Annotated in this window: 21 protein-coding genes and 1 pseudogene (1 of these 22 only partly in view); 21 read left to right on the forward strand and 1 reads right to left on the reverse strand. The window is 63.8% G+C overall.

Annotation, left to right across the window (positions count from 1 at the left end):
• The 6 genes and pseudogenes from HGB10_00290 to HGB10_00315 all read left to right on the forward strand — a co-directional run.
• A pseudogene (locus tag HGB10_00290) lies at window positions 1–95 on the forward strand (AAA family ATPase) (it extends 577 nt beyond the left edge of the window).
• A gap of 44 nt (window positions 96–139) precedes the next feature.
• Window positions 140–538: a hypothetical protein gene (locus HGB10_00295; GenBank protein NTU70254.1), complete on the forward strand. Its 399-nt coding sequence runs from the start codon at window positions 140–142 to the stop codon at window positions 536–538.
• Window positions 535–894, forward strand: a complete 360-nt coding sequence (locus HGB10_00300) for a hypothetical protein (GenBank protein NTU70255.1) — start codon at window positions 535–537, stop codon at window positions 892–894. The genes HGB10_00295 and HGB10_00300 overlap by 4 nt, the downstream gene beginning before the upstream one ends.
• A complete protein-coding gene (locus HGB10_00305; GenBank protein ID NTU70256.1) occupies window positions 891–2873 on the forward strand; it encodes a hypothetical protein in 1983 nt (660 codons plus the stop codon). Before HGB10_00300 ends, HGB10_00305 begins: the two co-directional genes overlap by 4 nt.
• A 267-nt stretch (window positions 2874–3140) precedes the next feature.
• Complete coding sequence (locus HGB10_00310) at window positions 3141–4442, forward strand: phage major capsid protein (protein ID NTU70257.1); 1302 nt, start codon at window positions 3141–3143, stop codon at window positions 4440–4442.
• Window positions 4443–4444: 2 nt separating this feature from the next.
• Complete coding sequence (locus tag HGB10_00315) at window positions 4445–4930, forward strand: HK97 family phage prohead protease (GenBank protein NTU70258.1); 486 nt, start codon at window positions 4445–4447, stop codon at window positions 4928–4930.
• Window positions 4931–5266: 336 nt separating this feature from the next.
• Here HGB10_00315 and HGB10_00320 read toward each other — a convergent pair whose 3' ends face one another.
• Window positions 5267–5524 (reverse strand): hypothetical protein, encoded by a 258-nt coding sequence (locus tag HGB10_00320; protein NTU70259.1) that lies wholly within the window; start codon window positions 5522–5524, stop codon window positions 5267–5269.
• A gap of 388 nt (window positions 5525–5912) precedes the next feature.
• Here HGB10_00320 and HGB10_00325 point away from each other — a divergent pair, with 388 nt between their 5' ends.
• The 15 genes from HGB10_00325 (at window position 5913) to HGB10_00395 (ending at window position 21706) form a co-directional block, all read left to right on the forward strand.
• Window positions 5913–7238 carry an HD domain-containing protein gene (locus HGB10_00325; GenBank protein NTU70260.1) on the forward strand — a complete coding sequence of 442 codons (1326 nt, stop codon included), beginning with the start codon at window positions 5913–5915 and terminating at the stop codon, window positions 7236–7238.
• A gap of 65 nt (window positions 7239–7303) precedes the next feature.
• Window positions 7304–9388 carry an ABC-F family ATP-binding cassette domain-containing protein gene (locus HGB10_00330; GenBank protein ID NTU70261.1) on the forward strand — a complete coding sequence of 695 codons (2085 nt, stop codon included), beginning with the start codon at window positions 7304–7306 and terminating at the stop codon, window positions 9386–9388.
• A 187-nt stretch (window positions 9389–9575) separates the two neighbouring features.
• Window positions 9576–9944, forward strand: a complete 369-nt coding sequence (locus HGB10_00335) for an NADH-quinone oxidoreductase subunit A (GenBank protein NTU70262.1) — start codon at window positions 9576–9578, stop codon at window positions 9942–9944.
• A complete protein-coding gene (locus tag HGB10_00340) occupies window positions 9911–10489 on the forward strand; it encodes an NADH-quinone oxidoreductase subunit B (GenBank protein ID NTU70263.1) in 579 nt (192 codons plus the stop codon). The genes HGB10_00335 and HGB10_00340 overlap by 34 nt, the downstream gene beginning before the upstream one ends.
• A 53-nt stretch (window positions 10490–10542) precedes the next feature.
• Complete coding sequence (locus HGB10_00345; GenBank protein NTU70264.1) at window positions 10543–10947, forward strand: NADH-quinone oxidoreductase subunit C; 405 nt, start codon at window positions 10543–10545, stop codon at window positions 10945–10947.
• A gap of 16 nt (window positions 10948–10963) precedes the next feature.
• Window positions 10964–12109, forward strand: a complete 1146-nt coding sequence (locus tag HGB10_00350) for an NADH-quinone oxidoreductase subunit D (protein ID NTU70265.1) — start codon at window positions 10964–10966, stop codon at window positions 12107–12109.
• Window positions 12106–13059 (forward strand): NADH-quinone oxidoreductase subunit NuoH, encoded by a 954-nt coding sequence (gene nuoH, locus HGB10_00355; GenBank protein NTU70266.1) that lies wholly within the window; start codon window positions 12106–12108, stop codon window positions 13057–13059. The genes HGB10_00350 and nuoH overlap by 4 nt, the downstream gene beginning before the upstream one ends.
• On the forward strand, window positions 13056–15218 hold the full coding sequence (locus HGB10_00360) for an FAD-dependent oxidoreductase (GenBank protein ID NTU70267.1): 2163 nt from the start codon (window positions 13056–13058) through the stop codon (window positions 15216–15218). The genes nuoH and HGB10_00360 overlap by 4 nt, the downstream gene beginning before the upstream one ends.
• Window positions 15215–15718, forward strand: coding sequence for an NADH-quinone oxidoreductase subunit J (locus tag HGB10_00365; protein ID NTU70268.1), 504 nt, complete (start codon window positions 15215–15217; stop codon window positions 15716–15718). The genes HGB10_00360 and HGB10_00365 overlap by 4 nt, the downstream gene beginning before the upstream one ends.
• Complete coding sequence (gene nuoK, locus HGB10_00370) at window positions 15715–16020, forward strand: NADH-quinone oxidoreductase subunit NuoK (GenBank protein NTU70269.1); 306 nt, start codon at window positions 15715–15717, stop codon at window positions 16018–16020. Before HGB10_00365 ends, nuoK begins: the two co-directional genes overlap by 4 nt.
• The gene (gene nuoL / locus HGB10_00375) at window positions 16020–17879 is read left to right on the forward strand and encodes an NADH-quinone oxidoreductase subunit L (GenBank protein NTU70270.1); all 1860 of its coding nucleotides are present in this window, start codon (window positions 16020–16022) and stop codon (window positions 17877–17879) included. The genes nuoK and nuoL overlap by 1 nt, the downstream gene beginning before the upstream one ends.
• On the forward strand, window positions 17876–19321 hold the full coding sequence (locus tag HGB10_00380; protein ID NTU70271.1) for an NADH-quinone oxidoreductase subunit M: 1446 nt from the start codon (window positions 17876–17878) through the stop codon (window positions 19319–19321). The genes nuoL and HGB10_00380 overlap by 4 nt, the downstream gene beginning before the upstream one ends.
• Before the next feature lies 1 nt (window position 19322).
• A complete protein-coding gene (locus HGB10_00385; protein ID NTU70272.1) occupies window positions 19323–20783 on the forward strand; it encodes a hypothetical protein in 1461 nt (486 codons plus the stop codon).
• 393 nt (window positions 20784–21176) lie between these two features.
• A complete protein-coding gene (locus tag HGB10_00390) occupies window positions 21177–21344 on the forward strand; it encodes a hypothetical protein (protein ID NTU70273.1) in 168 nt (55 codons plus the stop codon).
• A 77-nt stretch (window positions 21345–21421) separates the two neighbouring features.
• Window positions 21422–21706 carry a hypothetical protein gene (locus tag HGB10_00395; GenBank protein NTU70274.1) on the forward strand — a complete coding sequence of 95 codons (285 nt, stop codon included), beginning with the start codon at window positions 21422–21424 and terminating at the stop codon, window positions 21704–21706.
• Window positions 21707–21714: the final 8 nt, after the last annotated feature.

The following is a 21714-nucleotide window of genomic DNA, read 5'->3' on the forward strand; positions in this document are numbered from 1 at the left end:
CGTCCACGCTGACCGGATCGCGGGCGCCGGCACCATCTCCCGCAGTCCTGAGGTCATCGCCACGCTCACGCCGCGTGGTAGCCGTGTCGAGCTGAACATCACCGCCCGCCGACACGACTGCCACGACGTGAAAGGCCGCATGTACCGGGCAGAGGGTTCGCGGTTCATCGAGTGCGATGCAGACGACGAGATCACAGAGGTGCCGCTGGATCCCAACGAGTCTGTGACGCGGGCCGCCATCGCCGAACTGTCCAAGCTCGGCCCGGTGAAGGTCCAGGAGCTTGCGGACTTCCTCGGCAAGCACCGCTCCACCATCACCGAGCGGGTCAAGAAGTACGGCTACTCCATCAAGCGCGGAATCGTGTTGGCGCCGAATGTTGGGGGCGAAGTGAGGACAACCAACAACAACCCCCCAACACACAGCAGCGGCGGGGTCGATGGTGATGGGGGGGGTCCCCCTAAAGGGGGCCCACCACCAACCACCAACCACAGCCCCGCATTGGACATCCCCGAAATCGAAAGAGAATCGGAACGATGACCCATCCCGCAGAGATCCCCGACACCGAGTTCGATGACCTCTTCGAACATCTGCCGGTGAAGATGCAGCAGGCGATCGCGAGAGGCGACGTGGAGCTAGACCAGGTGCTGGAGCGGTTGACGCGGCCGAGCACCGGCGAACTCTGCCCCAGCTGCTCGGTCCGCGAAGTGGACCACGAGTCCCTCGGCCTGTGCTGGACGTGTGCTCGCAAAGCGATGAACGAGGCATTCGAGAAGACCATCGTCGAGCTTGAAGCGAAGCGCGAGGCCGACAGGCTCAAGAAGGGCGTGCAGCGCCTGCGTGACGATCTCGACCCCGATAGAAGCCGTCGACCGAAGAAGGGATCCACCACATGAACCTCAAGGGCATCAACATCAGGATCGGGGCTGAGACCACCGGACTGGACAAGGCGCTGTCCGAAGTCAACCGCCGCGCTCGTGAGACGCAGGTCGAACTCCGCCAGGTCGAGCGCCTCCTCAAGCTGGACCCGAAGAACACCGAGCTGCTGGCTCAGAAGCAGAAGCTGCTGGCACAGGCCACCGAGAACACGCGCGCCAAGCTGGCCGCCCTCAAGGCCGCTCAGTCTCAGGTAGAGGCTCAGTTCAAGCGCGGCGACATCGGCGAGAAGCAATACCGCGCGTTCAATCGCGAGATCGTCAAGACGGAGTCCGAACTCAAGCGCCTGCAGTCGACGGGCAAGAAGACCTCCGTCGGATTCGTCGAAGGCGCGAAGGCCATGTGGGGCGAGCTGACCGTCGTCGGCGCGACTCTGGCCGGCATCGGCGTGGCGGCGCTCGACCTCATCAAGACGTACGCCAACTCCGAGAAGTCGGAGATCCGCCTGCGGGCCGCTGTCGAGGCGACCGGCAAGAGCTACGACTCTCAAGCCGCGGCTATCGACAACGCGATATCACGCGGCATGGCCAAGGCGTTCGACGATGAAGAGCAGATCGACGCGATGGCCCGCCTGATCCAGATGACGCAGGACCGCGCCGAGGCCGAGAAGCTGCTCACCATCGCGATGGACGTGACGCGCGGCACGCCGGGCGCTGACCTCATCAAGACGTCGGTGATGCTGGGCAAGGTCTACAACGGCAACACCGCCGCGGCCAAGAAGTTCGGCATCACCATCGACAAGAACGCCACGTCCATGGAAGTGCTCGCCGAGGTCGAACGGCGCTACGCCGGGCAGGCCGACGCCTACGTCGATTCGACGCAGGGCAAGATAGACCGGCTCATGGTCTCGCTGGACAACCTCAAGGAGTCGGGCGGCGCGGCGCTGGTCAACGCCGGCGCGATCGGCAACATCGACATGCTGTCGGCGTCGCTGAACTACTTCTCCGACACGACCAACGAGGCGGCGCTGAAGCAGTGGCAACTCGTGGGCGCCCGCTACGCCCTGGACTACAACCTGGAGAAGGGGCTCATCACCCAGGACCAGTACAACGACAAGCTGGCCGAACTCGGCTTGGCCAACGACTCGGCGGACAAGAGCACCGCAGACCTCGCCGCGTCTCAGAAGGATCTCGCCAACGCGACCGACGACACCACCGAAGCGTGGGCGGCTCAGAAGCTCGAGCTGACCGCCGGGCAGAACAACCGGCGCTCGGTTATCCAGAACGTGCTCGCCCTGCGCGACGCCCAGCGCAACCTCGCCGACTACCTCAAGGGCGGCGGCAAGAAGTCAGGCGCCGAGTATTACGACCTACTGGGCAAGCAGAAGGACGCCATGGCGCTGCTGAAGCTCCAGACCGCCGAGATGACCGACAAGCAGATCGACGCCGCGGTCAAGCAGGGCATCATCTCCAAGAAGTTCGGCGAGTCACGCAAGCACGCCAACGAGGCCGCCGACGCCATCGACCGCTTCAACCGCAAGGCGAAGGGCATACCGGACGGCAAGGTGTTCAAGCTCAAGGTCGTCGCCTCAGGAGGTGGCACACTGCGCGCCGTGCTCGACGGCCAGCTGACCCGCTTCGTCGTCAACGCCCAGGGCGGCATGTACAACACGCCCACGTACGCGCTGATCGGCGAGACGCGCGAGCGCGAGTACGTCATCAACGCCGCGCGCCTAGCTCGTGGTGACGCCCGCCAGAAGGCGCTGCTGTCGGGGCTGCTCAAGGATGGCCGCATGTCCCTGGGCAATCCCCGCCAGTACCTGGACAAGGGCACAGCGGGCGCCTCAGCGCTCGCTAGCTCTACCTCGAGCCGAGTCGTCAACGTGAACAACGACTTCCGAGGAACCGTCGTGCGTGAGGACGCCGACATCACGAAGATCGCCGAGCAGATCGCACAGAAGCAGCAGTCCGCCGACAGAGCCGCGGGCATTGGCGGGTGACATCGCGTGTACCGTCTGGAAGCGCAGCGGCGGACGGAGTGATCCGGCCGGCTGTGAGCCGGAAAGGGGACGGAGTGATCCCCGAAGCGTGGCCACGTGGAGTGGCGAGCCACGCGCCTGGCAATCCTTTCGAGATTCGCCCCCTGCGTGGTGCAGAGCCACGACCGACAGGGGAGCGCGGTGCAGAGCCGTGCGACACCGAATCCGAAGACTCTCCTTACACCAACTGACGAGCGCCCTCTGACCGGGCGCGGAAGCGAGACAACCATGAATCTTGAACAGCTGATGGAACTGCGGTCGTCGATTCACGCGAGCGTTCGCGGCCTCGAGGATCTCAAGGCCAAGCAGGCGCTGTCGACCAACCAGGTCAAGGCGCTCGAGAAGTACCAGGAGCAGGTCGCCGAGCTGGACGAGCAGATCGCCGAAGCTCGCGCCGCCGACTCGATCGCGACCGAGCGCCGGTCTGCGGTCATCGCCTCGCTCGGCGGCAACCAGACGATCAGCCCGTTCGCGGGCGGCGAGTTCCGTGCCCAGTTCGCTGGTGCAGACGGCTCGCGCGTCGACGGCGGCGCACCGGCACAGGGCCCCGTCGAGTTTCGCAGCTTCGGCGTTGCCGATGACCTGCGCACGGCGACGGCGGTCAACACCCGCGAGGCCAACCTCGCCGCTGTCGTACGCGGCATGGCCACCGGCGACTGGTCGCACGTCCCGGCTGAGCAGCGCACGCTGATCTCCTCGGGTGCGGCCGCAGCCATCCCCGGCGCTTCGGTGCTGGAGATCGTCGAGAAGGCCATGCAGCAGTCGGTCGTGTTCAAGGCCGGCGCGCGCATCGTGGCCATCGACCGCCCGACCGAGAAGGTCGCACGCGTCATCTCGACGGGCACCCCTGAGTGGAAGCCCGAGGCGGTAGATCGCGAGCTCACCGATCAGACGATCACCATCGAGCCTGCGGATCTGACCGCGTACAGCGCTTGGCTCTTCACGGAATGCGGCATCGAGACCCTTGAGGACGCCACCGGCCTTGAGGAAGCCATCACTAACGCGTTCGCGCAGCAGCTCGCCAGCCTCTACGATCAGGCCGCTCTCGCCGGTACGGGTACCGACATGCCGCTCGGCATCGGTGCCATGACCTTCGCCGACGACGGCATCAACGAGCTGACCAACACGGGTCTGCTCGCGGATCACACGCCGTTCATCCGGGCGGCCGGTACGGTCTTCGCCAAGCATCACACGCCTTCGAGCGTGATGATCGGCTCTGGCGCATGGACCGAGCTGGCGATGCTGGCCGACACCACCGGACAGCCCATCCAGCCGCCAAAGGCCTACACCGATCTCAGCGAGCACGTGACGGACTTCCTGCCGGACGGCAACGCCATCGTCGCCGACTGGTCGAAGTGGCTCTACGGAACCCGCACGAACATCACGCTTGAGATCAGCCGCACCGGCACCGGCTTCAAGCGCGGTATGGTCCAGATCCGCGCATACGTCCGCTTCGGCGGCGTGCCCACGGATCCCACGGCCTTCTGTCGTGTCAGCGGCATCGAGCTCGCCGACGAAGCGTCGGCCTAGTCATGATCGAGCGCAGGTCTATCGAACTGCGTGGGGCCGGTATCGGGCCGGGTGCTTCGGCACCTGGCCCTGGCCTGATCAGTGGCCGAGCCATCGTCTACGACAGCCGAAGCGAGCTGCTCGAGGGCACGTACCGCGAGGTCATACGCCCCGGCTCAATCCGACTGCGTGACGACCTCCTGGTACTGGCAGGGCACGACCACCAGCACGTGCTCGGTCGTGTCAACTCAGGCACCGCCAGAGCGTGGCAGGACGGCGCTGGCGTCCTGTTCGAGGCAGAGTTGCCCGATACCGTGTACGCCCGCGATCTGGCGGCGAGCATGGCTCGTGGCGACGTGTGCCAGTGCTCCTTCGCGATGATCGTCAACGCTGACGAGTTCTACGTCGACGGCGCCACCGTCGTGCGCGAGATCCTCAGCGCCGACGTGCTCGAGTTGTCCATCGTGGCCATGCCTGCCTACAAGGCGACAGAAGCCACGATCACATAGCGCTACGGTTGCGGAGGCTACTCCTTCCTTTCGCCGCCACGCCGTCCTGCCGTAAAGAGGACGGCCCGCAAGCCCCGGTTGTGTCTCCGCGCAGCTGGGGCTTCTGCGTGCCCACCACGGCCCCCTATCGCGCAAAAATGGCACCTCCGCAGGGAGACCGAGTAGAGGGGGCTCAATGAAGGCGGATAGGAATCCCGCGAGCCCCGTGTAGGTATGAGCACTGAGGATGTCGCCTGATTCAGGCCGTTTTCGCCCGTTTTCGCCCGTTTCTGGCCGTTTTCGGACGCAAAGAAGCCCGGCAAGACGCACCGGGCTTCAGTGTTCGAGCGGGTGAGGCTACGCGCGGTCGGCGTACTCCAGCGCCTCGTCCTCAAGCTCCATCGCGCGGACCTCGTCGTCTCCCGCGATCTTGCGTGCGAGGTACTCCAGCGCGGCCTTGAGTCGGACGGTCTCGGCCGGCCACTCTGCGACGGGACGCCCCGCGATCATCCAGCCAGAGGTGGGCGTGACCTCGACGCGCGTCAGCACGTCGAGCGGCATGCAGTCCAGGGCGAGGCTCTGCTCTGCGGGTAGGGTGATGGTCTCAATCTGCATCGTGATTCTCCTTCGTTTCTGTGTAGCCAATCGTGTAGCCAATGGGTCTATTTCGCTGACGTTCGCTGACGTTCGTTTGTGACCGCGCAACTCGCTGACCTGCGGTTTCTGAACAGTGGCGAACATCGGCGGTGAGCACGGTCAACCTTCACACGGAAGAAGTCGTAGGTTCAAATCCTACATCGCCCACCATGAATGACAGAACGCCCCTTTGGGGTCTCTCCGGAGATACTCGAAGGGGCGTTTTCCATGTTGGCGTGCACCAATGCTGTTATAGACCGGGTGACTGGGGTATCCCCAAACAGGGGATTAGTTTCGTTCAGTATGGGGTTTGGGCGTGCGCATTGCGCGATGCCCCCATGTCCGACGAGGGGAATGGACGGTTATCATGGCCGGACTGCGCGAAACGAACCGACGCGAGCTTCAACTCGATGCCATATCGAGTCTCCTCATCATCGCAATGGCTGCCGTCGTCGGTCTGCTGCTCTACTTCTTGTCGTCAAACGGTATTGCTCTCCCAGCGACACTGCCTCTCGCCAACTACCTCGAGCGCATTCTCCTGAGCGCGTTCGTTCTGTTGGTTGTGGCATACCTGTGGGACCAGCGTCGCAGGCTGCGCACACAGGTCAACAGCGCGCTGAGTGAAGCGGAGACTGCGCGCAGTGAACTCGACCAGACCGTTCAGTACCTGGCCTTCTCGCATCAGGCCGCGTCTCGGCTCGGCGACGCCGGTGTCGAGGAGTCGCTGCAAGTCGTTCTCCAAGACGCGACGACGCTCTTTAAAGCCGATGCCGCTGCGGTTCTCGGCGAGGACGACGAGCATGTATTCATCGCCGACGATGCTCCCGTCGCGGAGGCGGAGAGGGCGCTGACGCACGTCGCCCTGGTCGCTGCGGGCAAGGGCACACCTCTGCATATTCAGTCTCTCGGCACCGAGGAGGGGCAGGCTATCGCGGTTCCACTGCGTGTGCAGGGCGAGTTGAGATACGTGCTTGCGCTGTGGAAGCGCACGGCCGTCTTCCATGAAGATCAGCTCGATGCGCTGGGACTGATGGGACGCATGGTAGAACTCGCCATGGAGCGGGAGGAGTCCCTCAAGGAAGCGCAGGATCAGCTCGAGGGTACGCTCCGTGTTCTTCAGTATCTTGTCGCCGATAAGCGCCCCGACTACTCGCGTCACGCCGTGGGTGTCGCAGAGCTGGCATCTTCGATCGGACAGCGCCTTGGGCTGCCGCCGCAGACCCGCAAGCAGTTGCGCCTTGCCGGGCTCGTGCACGATGTCGGCATGATGAACCTACGTGATGATGTGGCCGATGCGGGTCATGCGCTCACTGAAGAAGAGTGGTTGGTTGTCAGGCAGCATTCGCGAGTCGGAAGCGAGATCGCGAAGGCGGCGAACTTCGGTCAGATGGTCCAGGATGCGGTTGCCGGTCATCACGAGCGAATGGACGGCTCGGGTTACCCGCTCGGGCTCAAGGGCACCGAAATTCCCATGGAGGCCCGCGTCGTCGCAGTATGCGAGGTATACGACAGCATGACCCACCGCACGTACCACAGCTCCGAGCGGAACCTCGAGGACGCCATGTTGGAGCTGAAGAGCGGCGCGGGGACGTTGTATGACAGGCAGGTGGTGACGGCGCTTCAGGAGCTCGTATTGGAAGATCGGGACCTGCAGACCGTCGAGTTCACGCCGTCGCCCGTCAGCGTGCCCTAGATGATGACGACTACACCGCAGTAGTCCCGGCCGACGACCGGCACCCGAGTGTTAGACTTGGCGCTGTGATTGTATCCCTCGAAAACGTCTCGAAGTCCTTCGGTGCGCGCGTCCTGTTCAAGGACGCGCGTTTGCGCGTTGGGGCACGCGATAGGATCGCTCTGGTCGGACCGAACGGCGCCGGCAAGACGACACTGCTCGAGATTCTCGCAGGTCGCCAGAGCCCGGATGAGGGCACGGTCGCCCTTGCGCGCGATGCGGTACTGGGATACCTCGAACAAGAGGCTATCGAGATGCACGGTCGTAGCGTCTTGCAGGAAGCGCTCAGTGCGGCCGACCACGTGACCTCACTTGAGCATCGACTTCAGGTGCTGGCGAGCGAGCTTGAGTCGGTGACCGACGACGTCGATCAGAAGCGGTTGCTCGACGAGTACGGTCGTCTCCACGATCGGTACGAGGCCCTCGGAGGCTACACGCTCGAGTCGGATGCTCGCGCGGTTCTGTTCGGTCTCGGTTTTCGCGAGCGCGATCTCGAGCGCCTTGCCGAGGAGTTCTCGGGTGGTTGGCAGATGCGACTGGCCCTGGCCAAGCTGCTTCTCACGCAACCGGACGTGCTGCTGCTCGATGAGCCCACCAACCACCTCGACCTCGAGTCCGTCACGTGGCTCGAGGGGTTCTTGCGCAACTACGAGGGTGCGATCGTCATCGTCAGCCACGACCGCGCCTTTATGGAGGCGCTCGTTGATCACGTGGCCGAGATTGACCTAGGCCAAGTCAGAACCTATACGGGCACCTACTCGCAGTACATCGCGGCTCGCGAACTCGCGCTGGAGCAACTCAAGGCTGCGTACGACGCTCAACAGAAGGAAATCGCCCACATGGAGGCGTTCGTCGAGCGCTTCCGGTACAAGAACACCAAGTCCAAACAGGCTCAGGACCGGGTCAAGAAGCTGGACAAGATGGAGCGGATCGTTCTGCCTGAGGCGCGCAAGGTCGTTCGGTTCAAGTTTCCGCAACCGGTCAGGTCGGGTGACCTGGTGATATCACTTGATTCCGTGGACAAGGCATACGGCGAGACGATCGTGTACCGCGATCTTTCATTCTCGCTGTATCGGGGCGATAAGGTCGCGCTCGTAGGACCAAACGGTGCGGGCAAGTCGACCCTCCTCAAGATGCTGGCGGGGGTGCTCGATCCTGACACGGGTACTCGTTCACTTGGCCATCACGTCGACATCGCATACTTCGCACAGCACCAACTCCAGGCGCTGCATCTCGATCAGTCCGTGTTCCAGGAGATCGACGGTGTGGCGCCCGGCTGGACCCAGTCCGAGGTGCGCGCGTTGCTCGGGGCGTTTCTGTTCCGCGGCGACGACGTCGAGAAGAAGGTGCGCGTTCTGTCCGGTGGCGAGAAGGGACGGCTTGCTCTCGCGAAGATGCTGGTCAAGCCTGCACCGTTCCTCTGTCTCGACGAGCCGACAAACCATCTCGACATCGCTTCTAGCGACGTGCTGGAGCAGGCACTTGCACGGTACGAGGGCACGATAGCCCTGATCACGCACGACAGGCATCTCATTCGGGCGATCGCCAACAAGATCGTCGAAGTTGTCGACGGCGGAGTCACACTGTTCGACGGCGACTACGACTACTACCTGTCCAAGAAGGCTGCGCGCGAGGCGCAGGCGACCGCACCTGCTTCGCGGGCGGCCACACCCAGCCGGAGTATCGGTACCGTGAAACCACCCGGGGCTGCGTCTCCGGTGGTCGCGTCTACAGGGGGCAGCGCCGCGGGGCGTGGTACACCACGGCGCAGTCATGCGACCACGCCAGTGGAGGTTTCGGTTCCAGGGGTTCCCGGTCCAAAGACCAAAGAGATGAAGCGCGCCCAAGCAGAGGCACGCAACCGCTCGTATCGGGTGACCCGCGACCTGAAGGACCGTCTCGGAGTCCTGGAGCGGGAACTGGGAACTTCGCAGGCACGGCATGAGGAACTCATCGAGCTTATGGCGACTCCGGAGCTGTACGCGGATCCTGTCGCATTCGAAGGGGCGTTGGCCGAGTATTCAGGTCTGAAGTCGCTGCTTCCGAAGCTGGAAGAGGAGTGGTTGGAGCTCACCGAGCGCATTGACCGACTGGCTTCGGAATCAGGCTGAGTGGCGTTCACACGCCGTCTGACCATCGATTCTGCTCGCTGACAGACGGACTTTGTAACAATCTTTACAAGCGGATTCTGGCTCTCTACACTTGCGGGGGCCACCAGAATCCTCGGTGGCGAGTACGTGTTTCCGACCGGCGCGCGCGTGTGTTGGAGAGCAACGCAGGTGTGCGGTAGGGGGATGGATGCAGGGAGCTGCCACGCACGGAGTCCTGTTCGTTCTCGGCCTGGCAACGGCTGCGACGGGCTTCATTCTCGTGGTCTTCCTCGTCAATGCCGTTCTGTCGCCCCGAACTCCCAACCCGGAGAAGAACACGCCCTTCGAGTGCGGCATGGAGCAGGCCGGCGAACCGTGGGCGCCGCCGCGACTCCGATTCTCCACCCTCGCGATGCTGTTCGTTCTGTTTGATGCGGAAGCGATTCTGCTGTTTGCGGTTGCGAGCGGCCTCAAGGGCAGCCCTATCGCTCTGTTGGAGATCGGTACTTTTGTGTTCTTCCTTGCGTTCGGGCTTGTGTACGCCTGGCGGAAGGGGGCGCTGGAGTGGCGATCGTAGACAAGGTAGGCGAGTCGCTCGACAACGGGTTCGGCGGCGTCATCTTGACCAGCGTCGATGCGCTTGCGAACTGGTCGAGGGGGCAGTCGCTCTGGGCTTTTCCCATGGGCACTGCATGTTGCGCCATGGAGCTCATTGCGGCCTCGTTCAACAAGTTCGACTTCGATCGTCTCGGGACGTTTCCGCGTCCTGATCCGCGCCACACCGACGTCATGATCCTCGCAGGGACGATCACCGAGAAGATGAAGCCGGCGGTGTTGCGCCTCTATGAGCAGATGCCTGATCCGAAGTGGGTCATCGCGATGGGCAACTGCACGGTCTCGGGTGGGATCTTCTACTACGACACCTACTCTGTCGTTCGCGGAGCAGATACCTTCCTGCCCGTTGACGTCTACATCAGCGGATGTCCTCCGCGCCCGGAGGCGCTGCAGGACGGGATCGTCCAGCTTCGGGAGCTGGTTCGCATGGAGTCGATCTCGCCCGGCAAGCGCCGCGAGCGGTCGACCCTTCTGCCGATGCCGGTCGAGGACGGTGACGCGGAGTGAATCACGAGGAGTTGCACCAGCGCCTGGCCGATCTCTCGCCGCTGCTCGCGCCGATGTTCTCGCTGGAGTTCGGCGACGCGGTCATCGGGGTACAGCGCGACTCGGTGTTGTCCACCGCCCGCGAGCTGCGAGAACTCGGCTTTGATCGGCTCGGTATGGTCACTGCAGTCGACCGTGACGAGTACTTCCTCATGGTCTACCGACTGCAGTCGCGCGAGTTGGCCACCGCGGTTTTCGTGAAGACGAAGGTGCCTCGAGACAACCCTGTCATCGACTCGATGTACTCGGTGTGGCCTGCAGCGGATTGGCAGGAGCGCGAGGTCTTCGATCTGTTTGGTATCGATTTCGTCGGCCACCCCGATATGCGACGAATCATGCTTCCCGAGGAGTTCGAGGGGCATCCGCTTCGCAAGGACTTTGACGCACCGGGCCTGATCCGGCGCCCCGACTACATCTGACGAGAGGAGGGCCGATATGACGCTGCAGATCGAATCCCGTTCGCCCGCCATCTCCGATGACGGGCTGCCGGTCGAAGAACTCGTCGTCAACGTCGGCCCTTCGCATCCCTCGACCCACGGGGTCGGGCGCGTGCTTGTCCACCTCGACGGCGACGTCGTCGTGAAGGCCGACATGATCGTCGGCTACCTGCACCGCGGCATCGAGAAGATGGCCGAGAATCGCACATACCTGCAGGTCGTGCCGCTCACCGACCGGCTGGACTACGTGGGTTCCATGTACGCGAACTGGGCCTACTGCCGAGCGGTGGAGCGCCTTGCCGACATCCGCGTTCCGGAGCGCGCCGAGTACCTGCGAGTCATCGTCTGCGAACTTCAGCGCATCGCGAGCCATATGATGGGTATTGGGGCCGCTGCGGCTGATACCGGCGCGTTCACGATGTTCATCTACGCCTTCGACGTTCGCGAGCGTGTCGTCGAGCTGTTCGAGACGCTGTGTGGTTCTCGGCTCACCTACAACTACGTACGTCCGGGCGGAGTCTCCATGGACGCTCCGGATGGCTGGACCGATGACGTGATTGCGTTCACGCAGAGAGTCCGCCCGAATCTCGATGAGATGGACAGCCTGTTCTTCGGCAACACCATCGCGCGGGGGCGGCTCAAAGGTGTCGGCGTTCTGACCGCAGACGACGCCGTTGCGTGGGGAGCCTCCGGACCGACCGCGCGGGCGAGCGGTGTCGAGTGGGATCTTCGCAAGCACGATCCCTACTCGGTGTATCCGCGCCTTGAGTTCGACGTCGTCATCGGCGAGAACGGCGACTCCTACGACCGTAACCGCGTCCGGCTGCTCGAGTGTTACGAATCCGCGCGCATCATCGAACAGGCCGTTGCACAGATGCCCGGCGGGCTTGTGAAGAACGATGGTATGGCGCGTCTCATCGCACCGCCGGTAGGCGACGCATACGACCACATCGAATCGGCCCGTGGGTCGCTCGGTGTGTACCTCGTGTCGGATGGCACGCCACGGCCGTATCGTATGAAGGTCCGGTCACCCGCCTTCTGCAACCTCGCGCTGCTGCCTAAGCTCGCGGTAGGACACACACTTTCGGACCTCGTCGTAGTGCTCGGCTCACTTGACCCCGTCTTCGGGGAGGTGGACCGATGAGTTCGTACGTCTGGGGGCTCATCGTCGGCCTTGCGGCGGGTCTCGTGATCGCGCTTGCTGCGCTCGTGGGCGTGTGGGCGGAGCGCAAGGTTTCCGCGCGTGTTCAGATGCGACTTGGACCTCAGGAGGCTGGGCCCTTCGGGTTGCTGCAGACGCTAGCGGACACGCTGAAGCTCATCTTGAAAGAGGACATCACGCCTGATCAGGCTGACGTCCGTATCTTCCGTATGGCTCCGTTCATGGTCTTCGTACCATGCGCCGCAGGCCTTGCCGTGATTCCGTTCGCCTACGGGTGGGCACCGCTGAACACCGAGACGAGCGCACTGTTCTTCATAGCGGTTCCCGCGCTCTCGGTCATCGGCATCCTGGTCGCGGGATGGTCGTCGCGAAACACCTACGCGTCCATCGGAGGTATCCGCGGAGCGACCCAGATGATCTCCTACGAGCTTCCGCGCACGCTCTCCGTGCTCTCGCTGTGCATCTTGGCGGGCAGCATATCCGCGGTTTCCATCCACGACTCGTTTCGCTGGTGGTGGATCCCGGTCAACGCTATCGGCTTTCTCGTCTACTTCATCGCCTCACTCGCGGAACTCAATCGTGGACCGTTCGATCTTCCTGAGGCGGAGTCCGAGCTGGTCGCCGGATATTTCGCTGATTACTCGGGTATCCGTTGGTCCATCTTCATGATGGTCGAGTACGGGGGGATGATCGCCGCGGCGCTGTTCGGTGCTGCGGCCTTCTTCGGAGGTGGCCTCGGCATTCGAGGGCCCATCGGTGCCCTCATATATGCGGCCATAGCGGTTGCTATCTCGGTCGCCATGATCTGGGCTAAGTGGACCTATCCGCGTATGCGTCCCGACCAGCTGATGACGTTGGCGTGGAAGGTTCTGACGCCGATGGCGCTCGTGCAGCTTCTGATCGCAGGAGTGTTCGCGGTGGTGATCGCATGAGTGATACGACCCACAATGAACCGATCAGCACGGGCGCCGAGAGTCCCGGTGGTGCTTCGGGGACTGAGCCTGTGAACACGGTCAATGCGACGAACGACTTCTCCCCGGGTGTTCGTGGCTTCCTTGAGCGGTGGGGAAGTGTATGGACCGGCCTAGCGATCACCGGCAAACGGGCGTTCACGAAGCCGGACACGCTGCGCTATCCCATAGTCAAGCTGACGATGCCCGAGCGTTGGCGTGGCCCGCTACGCCTGACGGGTGTGCTCGGGTCCGATGAGATCGAGCCCATCACGACGCTCCCGCCTGAGTACAACGCCCACATCGAGTCGCTTTATGCCAAAGAGGCGCTGCCCCCCTGTGTGGGTAACTGTCCCGCCAACGTGGACGCTCGCGGGCAGTCGTACTTCCTCGCCGAAGACAAGCCAGCCGAGGCCTACGAGCTTGTGCGTGAGCGCAACACGTTGCCGGGGGTCCTTGGTCGCATATGCCATCACCCCTGCGAGACGGCGTGCAAGCGAAACTACTACGACGAAGCGATCGCGATTCGTCCACTTCACCGTGTGGCGTATGAACGCTACAGCGAGTTTCGTGAGGAACGGGTCACGCTGCTACCCCGGACGCGCGACGAGGAGATCGCCATCGTGGGCTCCGGGCCGAGCGGTCTGACCGCCGCTCACGACCTCATGCGGCTCGGATACGGTGTGACGGTGTACGAGAAGGACCACCATCCCGGTGGCGCACTGTACTCGGGCGTGCCCGCGTACCGTCTGCCGCGTGATGTCCTGAAGCAGGAAGTCGACGACCTGTGCGCCATGGGCATGGACCTGCGCCTCAATGTGGCGGTTGGCGAGGACGTGCCCATCGACCACCTGGTCGGGGAGTACGACGCTGTGCTCATCGCCGCGGGTCTCCAGGACAGCCGCATTTTGCCGCTTCCGGGTGCGGATGCCGACGGCGTGGTTGGCGCACTGCCGTTCCTGCGTGCCGGGAACTGGAAGAACGATGCCGGCGTGAAGGGTAAGCGCGTTCTGGTTGTGGGCGGGGGCAACGTCGCCGTCGACTGTGCACGGGTCGCCAAGCGTGTCGGCGCGGTCGAAGTGACCCTTACGGCCCTCGAGTCCATGAGTGAGCTTCCCGCCCATCCCTGGGAGATCGAGGAGGCACTCGACGAAGGCATCATCGCCAACTGCTCATGGGGTCCCAAGGAAGTACTCACCGAGGATGGCAAGGTCGTAGGTTTGCGTCTGCAGAGCTGTCTGTCGGTGTTCGATGCTCAGGGTCGGTTCTCGCCTCAGTTCGCCGATGAGTTCACCGACCTCGCCGCCGATGTCATCGTGTTTGCGATCGGCCAGGCGCCCAAGCTTGGACCGATTGTTGCCGGGTCCGACATCCTGCTCTCCGAGCGCGGATTGCTGTTCGTCGATGGCACGTTGTTGACGACCAACGTTTCCGGCGTATTCGCGTGCGGCGAGGTCGTGACGGGCCCGGGGTCGGCCATCGGGTCGATAGCCAGCGGGCACGAGGCGGCCACGTCCATCCATCGGCACCTCTCCGGGCAGGACCTGAGCGAGGACCGCGCGTTTCGTCCGGTGCCCGTGTACCCGCGTTACGACGCCGCCAGCACCGAAGGTATCGAGTCGGGTCGGCGTCGCGCCAAGATGCCGATGGCCAAGGGCGAGGAGCGCGCGACGGACTTCCGCACCGTGGAGCTGGGATTCACGCATCTGGAGGGATTGTCCGAGGCCGCTCGGTGTTTGCGCTGCTCATCGGGGGTCTGCGTCGGTTGCACGTTCTGCGCTCGGACGTGTCCGGACTACGCGATCCGGGTCGAACGCATCGATGACCCCGGCAAGCGATGTGTCACGCGCTACGACTTCGATCTTTCGAAGTGCTGCTTCTGCGGGCTGTGCGCGGAGCAGTGTCCGACCGGTGCGCTCAAGCACACCGGACAGTACGAGCTGTCGTTCTACTCCCGCGAGTACACGCTCTTCGATAAGGACGAGATGGTTCGGTCCGGGGACGGGACCCGCGCTACCGGTGTGGAAGTGCGTTCGAGCTTGTCTGGCGGCGCACCATGCTCGCCTACCGGTGCCGAGAAGCTCGAACTCGCGCCATCCAACCCAGAAGACGAACTGACGCAAGCGGAGGTGACCCGATGAGTGACTTTGTGTCGGTCGCGGTCTACTGGCCGCTTGCCGCGGTCGCGGTCGCCGGGGCTCTCGCGGTCGTTCTCAGTCGAGAAGTGATGCGCATGGCTCTGGGCCTGGGCGCGTTCCTCCTGGCGCTTGCGGGGTTGTTCGCGTATCTCGGATTCGGATTCCTCGCCTTGGCTGAACTATTCGTTTACGTCGGCGGCGTTCTCATTCTCATACTCTTCGCAATCATGCTCGTGCACCGTGGTCAGAACGGGTCCACCAGTCTGGTCTTGCGAGATCCGTTCACACCTGCCGTCGTATCGGTCCTGACGTTCATCGCGCTGTGGAGGGTGACCGACGGCATCGTTGCCCCGGACGCAGCTCTGTCCGGATCCAGCGGCACGAGCGCAGCTCTCGCATCCACACTACTCGGGCCACTCCTGCCGCAGTTCGAACTCGCCGGCGCGTTGTTGCTGGTGGCGCTCGTTGCGGTGGTCGCGATCAGTGGGGGTGACCGCTCGTGAGCGTCGTCATTCTCGCCTGCGCGCTGTTCAGCGTCGGGCTCTTCGGAGTACTTGCACGCAGGGACACCGTCGCGATCCTGGCCAGCGTTGAAGTCATGCTCGGTGGTCCGCTGCTTCTGCTCGTGGCGCTCGCCGGTGGATCGATGCAACCGGCAGGGGCCGCCGTGCACATCGAGGGCATCGCACTTCTGGTTGTCGTCGTGATCGCTGCCGAGGCGGCTGTCGGGCTTGCGCTGCTCGTCAGCGTGGCCCGCAAGACCCGGTCCACGGCTCTGGATGACCTCACGGAGGTGAAGGGCTGATGAGCGCGCTTCTCGGGAATCCGTGGATCGCCGTCATCGGGCCCTTCGTGCTCGCCGGATTGCTCGCGCTCTTTGGCCGCACCTCGAGGACGGTCGTGCCGTGGGTCGCCTCACTTGGGCCGCTCGCGGTTGTCGCCATCGGTGTCCGCGCTTTGATGGAGACCGCGGGTGCAGAGGGCGCTGTTGTAGAGCCGTGGACGAGCGCCGTGGCCTCCACTGGTTCGATGACGTGGTTCCAAGCGGGGGAGATGTCACTCTCGCTCGGCTGGTCCATCGACTCCCTCGCAGGCCTGATGCTGATCGTGGTCGGCGTGGTTGCCCTGATGGTCATGATCTTCTCGGTCGGCTACATGGCCGGCGACCGGGGGTGGGTGAGGTACTACGCGCTGCTCTCCATGTTCACCGGCTCGATGACGCTGCTCGTCATCGGTGACTCCTTCACCGCACTGTTCGTGGGTTGGGAGCTTGTGGGGGCGTGCTCGTATCTGCTCATCGGGTTCTGGTACGAGAAGCCTTCGGCCGCGGCCGCTGCCATCAAGGCGTTCCTCACGACGCGCATCGGCGACCTCGGGCTGCTCGTTGGAATCGCCGTGCTCTGGAAGGCTACCGGCTCCCTCCAGTACGCCGCCGTGGTGGAAGCGCTGCCCGAGATCGCTCCGGCGACCATCACCATCGCTGCGATTCTCGTGGCGGTGGGGGCCATCGGGAAGTCAGCGCAGTTCCCGCTTCACATCTGGCTGCCCGACGCGATGGAGGGCCCCACGCCGGTATCCGCACTCATCCACGCTGCGACCATGGTCGCAGCCGGCGTGTATCTCGTTGCCAGGACGTGGCCCCTGTTCGGCGCCTCGGAGACGGCGCAGTCGCTCCTGCTCGCCGTAGGTGTCATCTCTGCGCTGGGGGCCGCCCTCATAGCCGTCCCCCAGCGTGACATCAAGAAGGTTCTGGCGTACTCCACCATCAGCCAGCTCGGGTTCATGTTCGCTGCCCTTGGTGCGGGAAAGTGGGAGGTCGCGTTCTTCCACTTGGTCGCTCACGCGGCGTTCAAGGCACTGCTGTTCCTTGCCTCCGGAAGCGTCATCCATGGCTCGGGGACCCAGGACCTCGCCGAGATGGGCGGTCTGCGAACCTCGATGCCGGTCACCTTCGGTGTGTGGTTGATCGGCGCGGGAGCGCTCGTTGGAATCTGGCCCCTGGCAGGCTTCTTCTCCAAGGATGCCGTCCTCGACGCGGTGTGGCTCGATAACCCCGTGGCGGGTGTTGCGCTGTTCGTGACCGTATTGCTCACCGCGTACTACACGATGCGCGCCACCAAGCTCGCCTTCTTTGGTACCTGGCGGGGGACGGGTCACGCGCACGAGAGTCCGGTCTCCATGTTGGCGCCGCTCGTGATTCTCGCGGTTCCCGCGGCGCTCTTGGGCTTCGGGGCCGGCGCGGTTTCGACCATGCTAGGTGAGCATCCCGAGCCGCTCTCGCTACCGCTTTCCGCTGCCGCGTTGACCCTTGGCGCGCTCGGGTTGGTGGGCGCATGGGTCACCGTCAAGCCGGAAGCGATCGAAGGATCGTTAACGCCTCCACACGGCGTTGCGGGCGTGCTATTCGTCGGCTTCGGTTACGACTCCGCCATCATGCGTTGGATCGTCGGCCCAACGGTCGCGACGTCGCGAGGTGTGTGGGCTGTCGTCGATCGTTTCGTCATCGACGGCATCGTCGAGGGCTCGGCTCTGGCCACCAAGTCGCTTGCTCGGGTCTTGTCACGCTCTCATTCCGGAGGCGCGCAGAGCTACGCAACGTTGATGGCGATCGGCATGGTTCTGATGATCTGCGCCCTCTTGGTACTGGGGAGGTGGGCAGGATGATCCAAGTTGACCTGCTCATCGTTGCTCCGGCTGTTGGCGCGCTGATAGCACTCGTCATCGGCCGTAGTTCGGGTGGCTTCGCCAAGTGGGCTGCTTTGGCGAGCATTGGGGCCCAGATCGGGCTTCTCCTGGCGCTCGGCTCGCAAGGTGTCTTCTCTGGTCAGAGAATCATGGGCCTTGATGGAGGGGTCACGCGCGGGGCTTGGCAGACGGTCGTCGACGGTCTGTCGCTGCCGCTGGTCCTTCTGACCGTGTTCATCGGGCTTGTCGCCGTCATCGCCTCGTGGAAGCTCGAGGAGCGTCCGGGCAGCTACTTCGCTCTCATCCTTGCGTTGCAGGCGGCGCTGACAGGCGTGTTCTTGGCCGAGAGCCTGATCCTGTTCTACGTCGCGTGGGAGTGCGTTCTCATCCCGATGTTCTTCCTCATCGGTGGGTGGGGATCGTCGAATCGCAAACATGCCGCATCCAAGTTCCTCATCTACACGTTTGCGGCCGGCGCGGTGATGCTGCTCGGCGTCATCCTCGCCCTGGTCTGGACCGGTGGGGCGACCTCGATCGGAGCAATCTCGCAATCCGGCGTGCCTCTGCCCGTACAGGCCACGGTGTTCTGGCTCTTCATGGCCGGCTTCTTAGTCAAGCTTCCAGCGGTACCCTTCCACACGTGGCTGCCCGACGCCCACACCGAAGCTCCGACCGCCGGGTCGATCATCCTTGCGGGCGTGATGCTCAAGATGGGTGGCTATGGAATCATCCGGATTGCTCTGCCGTTCGCGCCGGCGGCGTTTGGCGAGGCCCGGTTCATCCTCGCTATTCTTGGTGTCGTTGGCATCATCTACGGCGCCGCCATGGCGCTGGTGCAGACCGACCTCAAGCGGCTTGTCGCCTACTCCTCGGTTGCGCACATGGGCTTCGTCCTCCTCGGCGTCGCGGCCGGGACAACCGCCGGTCTTGGGGCTGCCATGCTGGTCATGGTGAGTCACGGATTCGTTGCGGGGCTTCTGTTCCTCCTGGTGGGAACGGTCTACGAGCGAACGCACACTCGGGAGCTCGGTCGGATGGGCGGTTTCGGCTCTGTCGTCCCGATGTGGTCTGTTGCCTTCGTCTTCGGCTCGCTCGCGTCCCTCGGCCTGCCTGGGCTCTCGGGCTTTCCCGGTGAACTCGTATCGGTTATCGAGGGCTTCTCGGCGTTCGGCTGGTGGACCACCGCCGCGACGGTCGGTCTTGTACTCGGAGCGGCGTACAACCTGCGAGCGGTACGCGGCACCGTTCAAGGGCCGGTCGGCGAATTCGCAGTGCTCCCGGACTTGACGGTTCGCGAGTCTGCCCTCGTGCTTGCCTTCGCGACGGGCATCGTGGTGCTCGGAGTGCGGCCGGTTCTGGTTCTTGGAGTCGCCGAGCAGGCCCTGTCAGGGATCGCTGCAATCGTGGGAGGGGGAGTCTGAGATGAACACGGCTCTCACCATCTCCCTTACGTACGGGGCTGCGGTTCTCGGCAGCCTGATCGCGTTGACGCTTGACGCTACGGGCCGACGGTCAAGTGGCGTCGCCTACGCCGCAGCAGGGCTCGCTCTCGGGTCGATCGCCGGGCTGACTGCCGGCGTGATGCGCACCGCTCAGTCCTCGTTTGCCGGCGTGGGGGTTGGCGGCCCTGCATCCATGGTGTTCGGAGTGGTCGCTCTCGTTGGCGCTGCTGCGATCATCGGCGGGTCGGACTCGCTGAGGGAGCGCTCGCATGGGGGCTCCATCGCGGCCCTGATAGCGCTCTCAGCTGTGTGTGCAGGCGCGGCCGCGGCGGCGCTCGATCTGGTCACGGTGCTGCTGTTGCTCGAGACCATGGCGTTGGCCGGCTACGCGCTCGTCTCGCTGTCTGACGATGCTCGTTCCGCAGAGGCCGCGATGAAGTACTTCGTCCAGGGAGCGGTTGCCACAGGACTCTTCCTCTTTGGAATGGCGGTTTTGATCGGCGTGTACGCCCCGAGTGGGCAGTACTCGGCGCTCACTGAATCGCTCTCCGGTCAGCCGCCGTCATTCGCTGCATTGGGCGCCGCGGTACTCGTGCTGGCAGGTATGGCCTTTAAGGTAGGTGCGGTGCCGTTTCACTCATGGGCCCCGGATGCCTATGAGGTCGCGCCGGTCCCGGCCGCCGCCTATCTGGCGAGCGGGGCGAAGTTGGGGGCGATCGGCGCCACGTCGATCTTCGTCACCGCCGTGGCGACCTCGGGTACCGCTCGCAACGTACTCGTTGTCGTTGCTGCGATTTCGGCTCTCTCGGTTCTGGTCGGATCGATCACGGCTCTCGCTCAGGTCAACTATCGGCGCATGCTGGCGTACGCGGGAATCGCCCAAGCGGGCTACGCGTTGGTCGCTGTGTGCCTTCCGATCGCTCCGCTGGCGGTGTTCTTTGCGTCGACCTACGCCATCGCGTCCGCAGGCACCTTCCTGGCGGCCGATGCGTTCGCACGAGTTCGACCGTCGTGGGACGGGACAGTCGGTGGCCTCGCGGGTCTAGGGCGAAAGTCACCGATTCTCAGCGGCTCTCTGGCGGTACTGTTCGTTTCGCTTGCCGGCCTACCGCCGTTGCTGGGATTCTGGGCCAAGCTCACGGTGTTCGGCTCCGGTCTGAGCTTCGGCATCGCTGCGTTGGAGCAGTCGCCTGTGCACGGGTGGGCGGTGATCACCGCGGTCGTGGTGGCACTGGTGGGTTCTGTCATCTCACTCGGTTACTACGGTGCCGTGCTCAAGTCGCTCTACTTCGAATCGGCTCCCGATGCCCCGGCTGATGTGGCCACTTCGAGTTCCTCGGCGAGGACTGTTGCCGTGCTGGCCCTGCTCATCATCGTCTTGAGCGTGTTGCCGCTGGTACTAGGCCCAACGGGTCTGTTCGAGTACTTCGCCGCTCGGTGAGGTGCGCCTCAGCATCGATGGCCCGTGTGATTCGAATCACGATTCGTTGCACCGCTGTTTAGCGGGTGGTATATTCCGTTATGTGTTGCATGCAAATGCAACCCCTTACCCCTGAGCCTCAAGGTGCCGGCCTTGGGGCTCCCCCTTTTCCCGGGGTGTTTGCGGGTCTCCGGTTGCCGTCGATCGGCACAAAGCGCGTGGGTTGTGCGATTCATCACCTCGACGCTGTAACCGCTGTCACAGCACACAGAGGGACATCCTACTGTCGTCCTTGAGTCGGCGTGCCGCGCGCCCGATAGTAGCGGCATGAGAATCTCACCGGAACAAGCAGAGGCCGCCGCAGCGCTCCTCAGAGCGCGCGCAGCGTGCGAATCCGAGCGTTGCCGAGCGGCAGTGTCCTCCGAGGTTCTGGCCGCGGCTCTCGCGCGAGTGATGGAGACGCCGGACCTCGACCCGGAGCGCATGGCCGATGGGATGGCGTACGTGGCATCTCATGTGACCGACCCTCGTGCGGTCGCAGACATGATGATCAACCGCATCATGTCCGATTCGCTCCGCTGAACAAGTTCGCGCTGGTACTGCCCGTCGTCTGGACGCATAATCGTTCAGACACGCTACACCGTACATGGAGGTAGCACGTGAGCAGTAGACCGGCTCGGACAGTCATTACCATCATCATGAATCTGGTCATCGCGGCTGCTATCGCATTGACAGCGCGCTTGGCTGTCGAGTTCTTCGGGCAGCTCTCCGCCAAGTCATGGGGCGAGGCGATCATCGCGATAACTGACCCGCTGGTGATCCCGTTCGGACTCAAAGACATCAAGACACCCTATGGGGGCGTCTTCGACGTGAACGCAGCGCTCATGGTCTGCGGGCTACTGGTCGGAGAGTGGGTTCTCGCCGGCATCCGCGATCGGGCCTGACGTCCGCG

This window comes from Coriobacteriia bacterium (assembly GCA_013334745.1).
GTDB lineage: Bacteria > Actinomycetota > Coriobacteriia > Anaerosomatales > JAAXUF01 > JAAXWY01.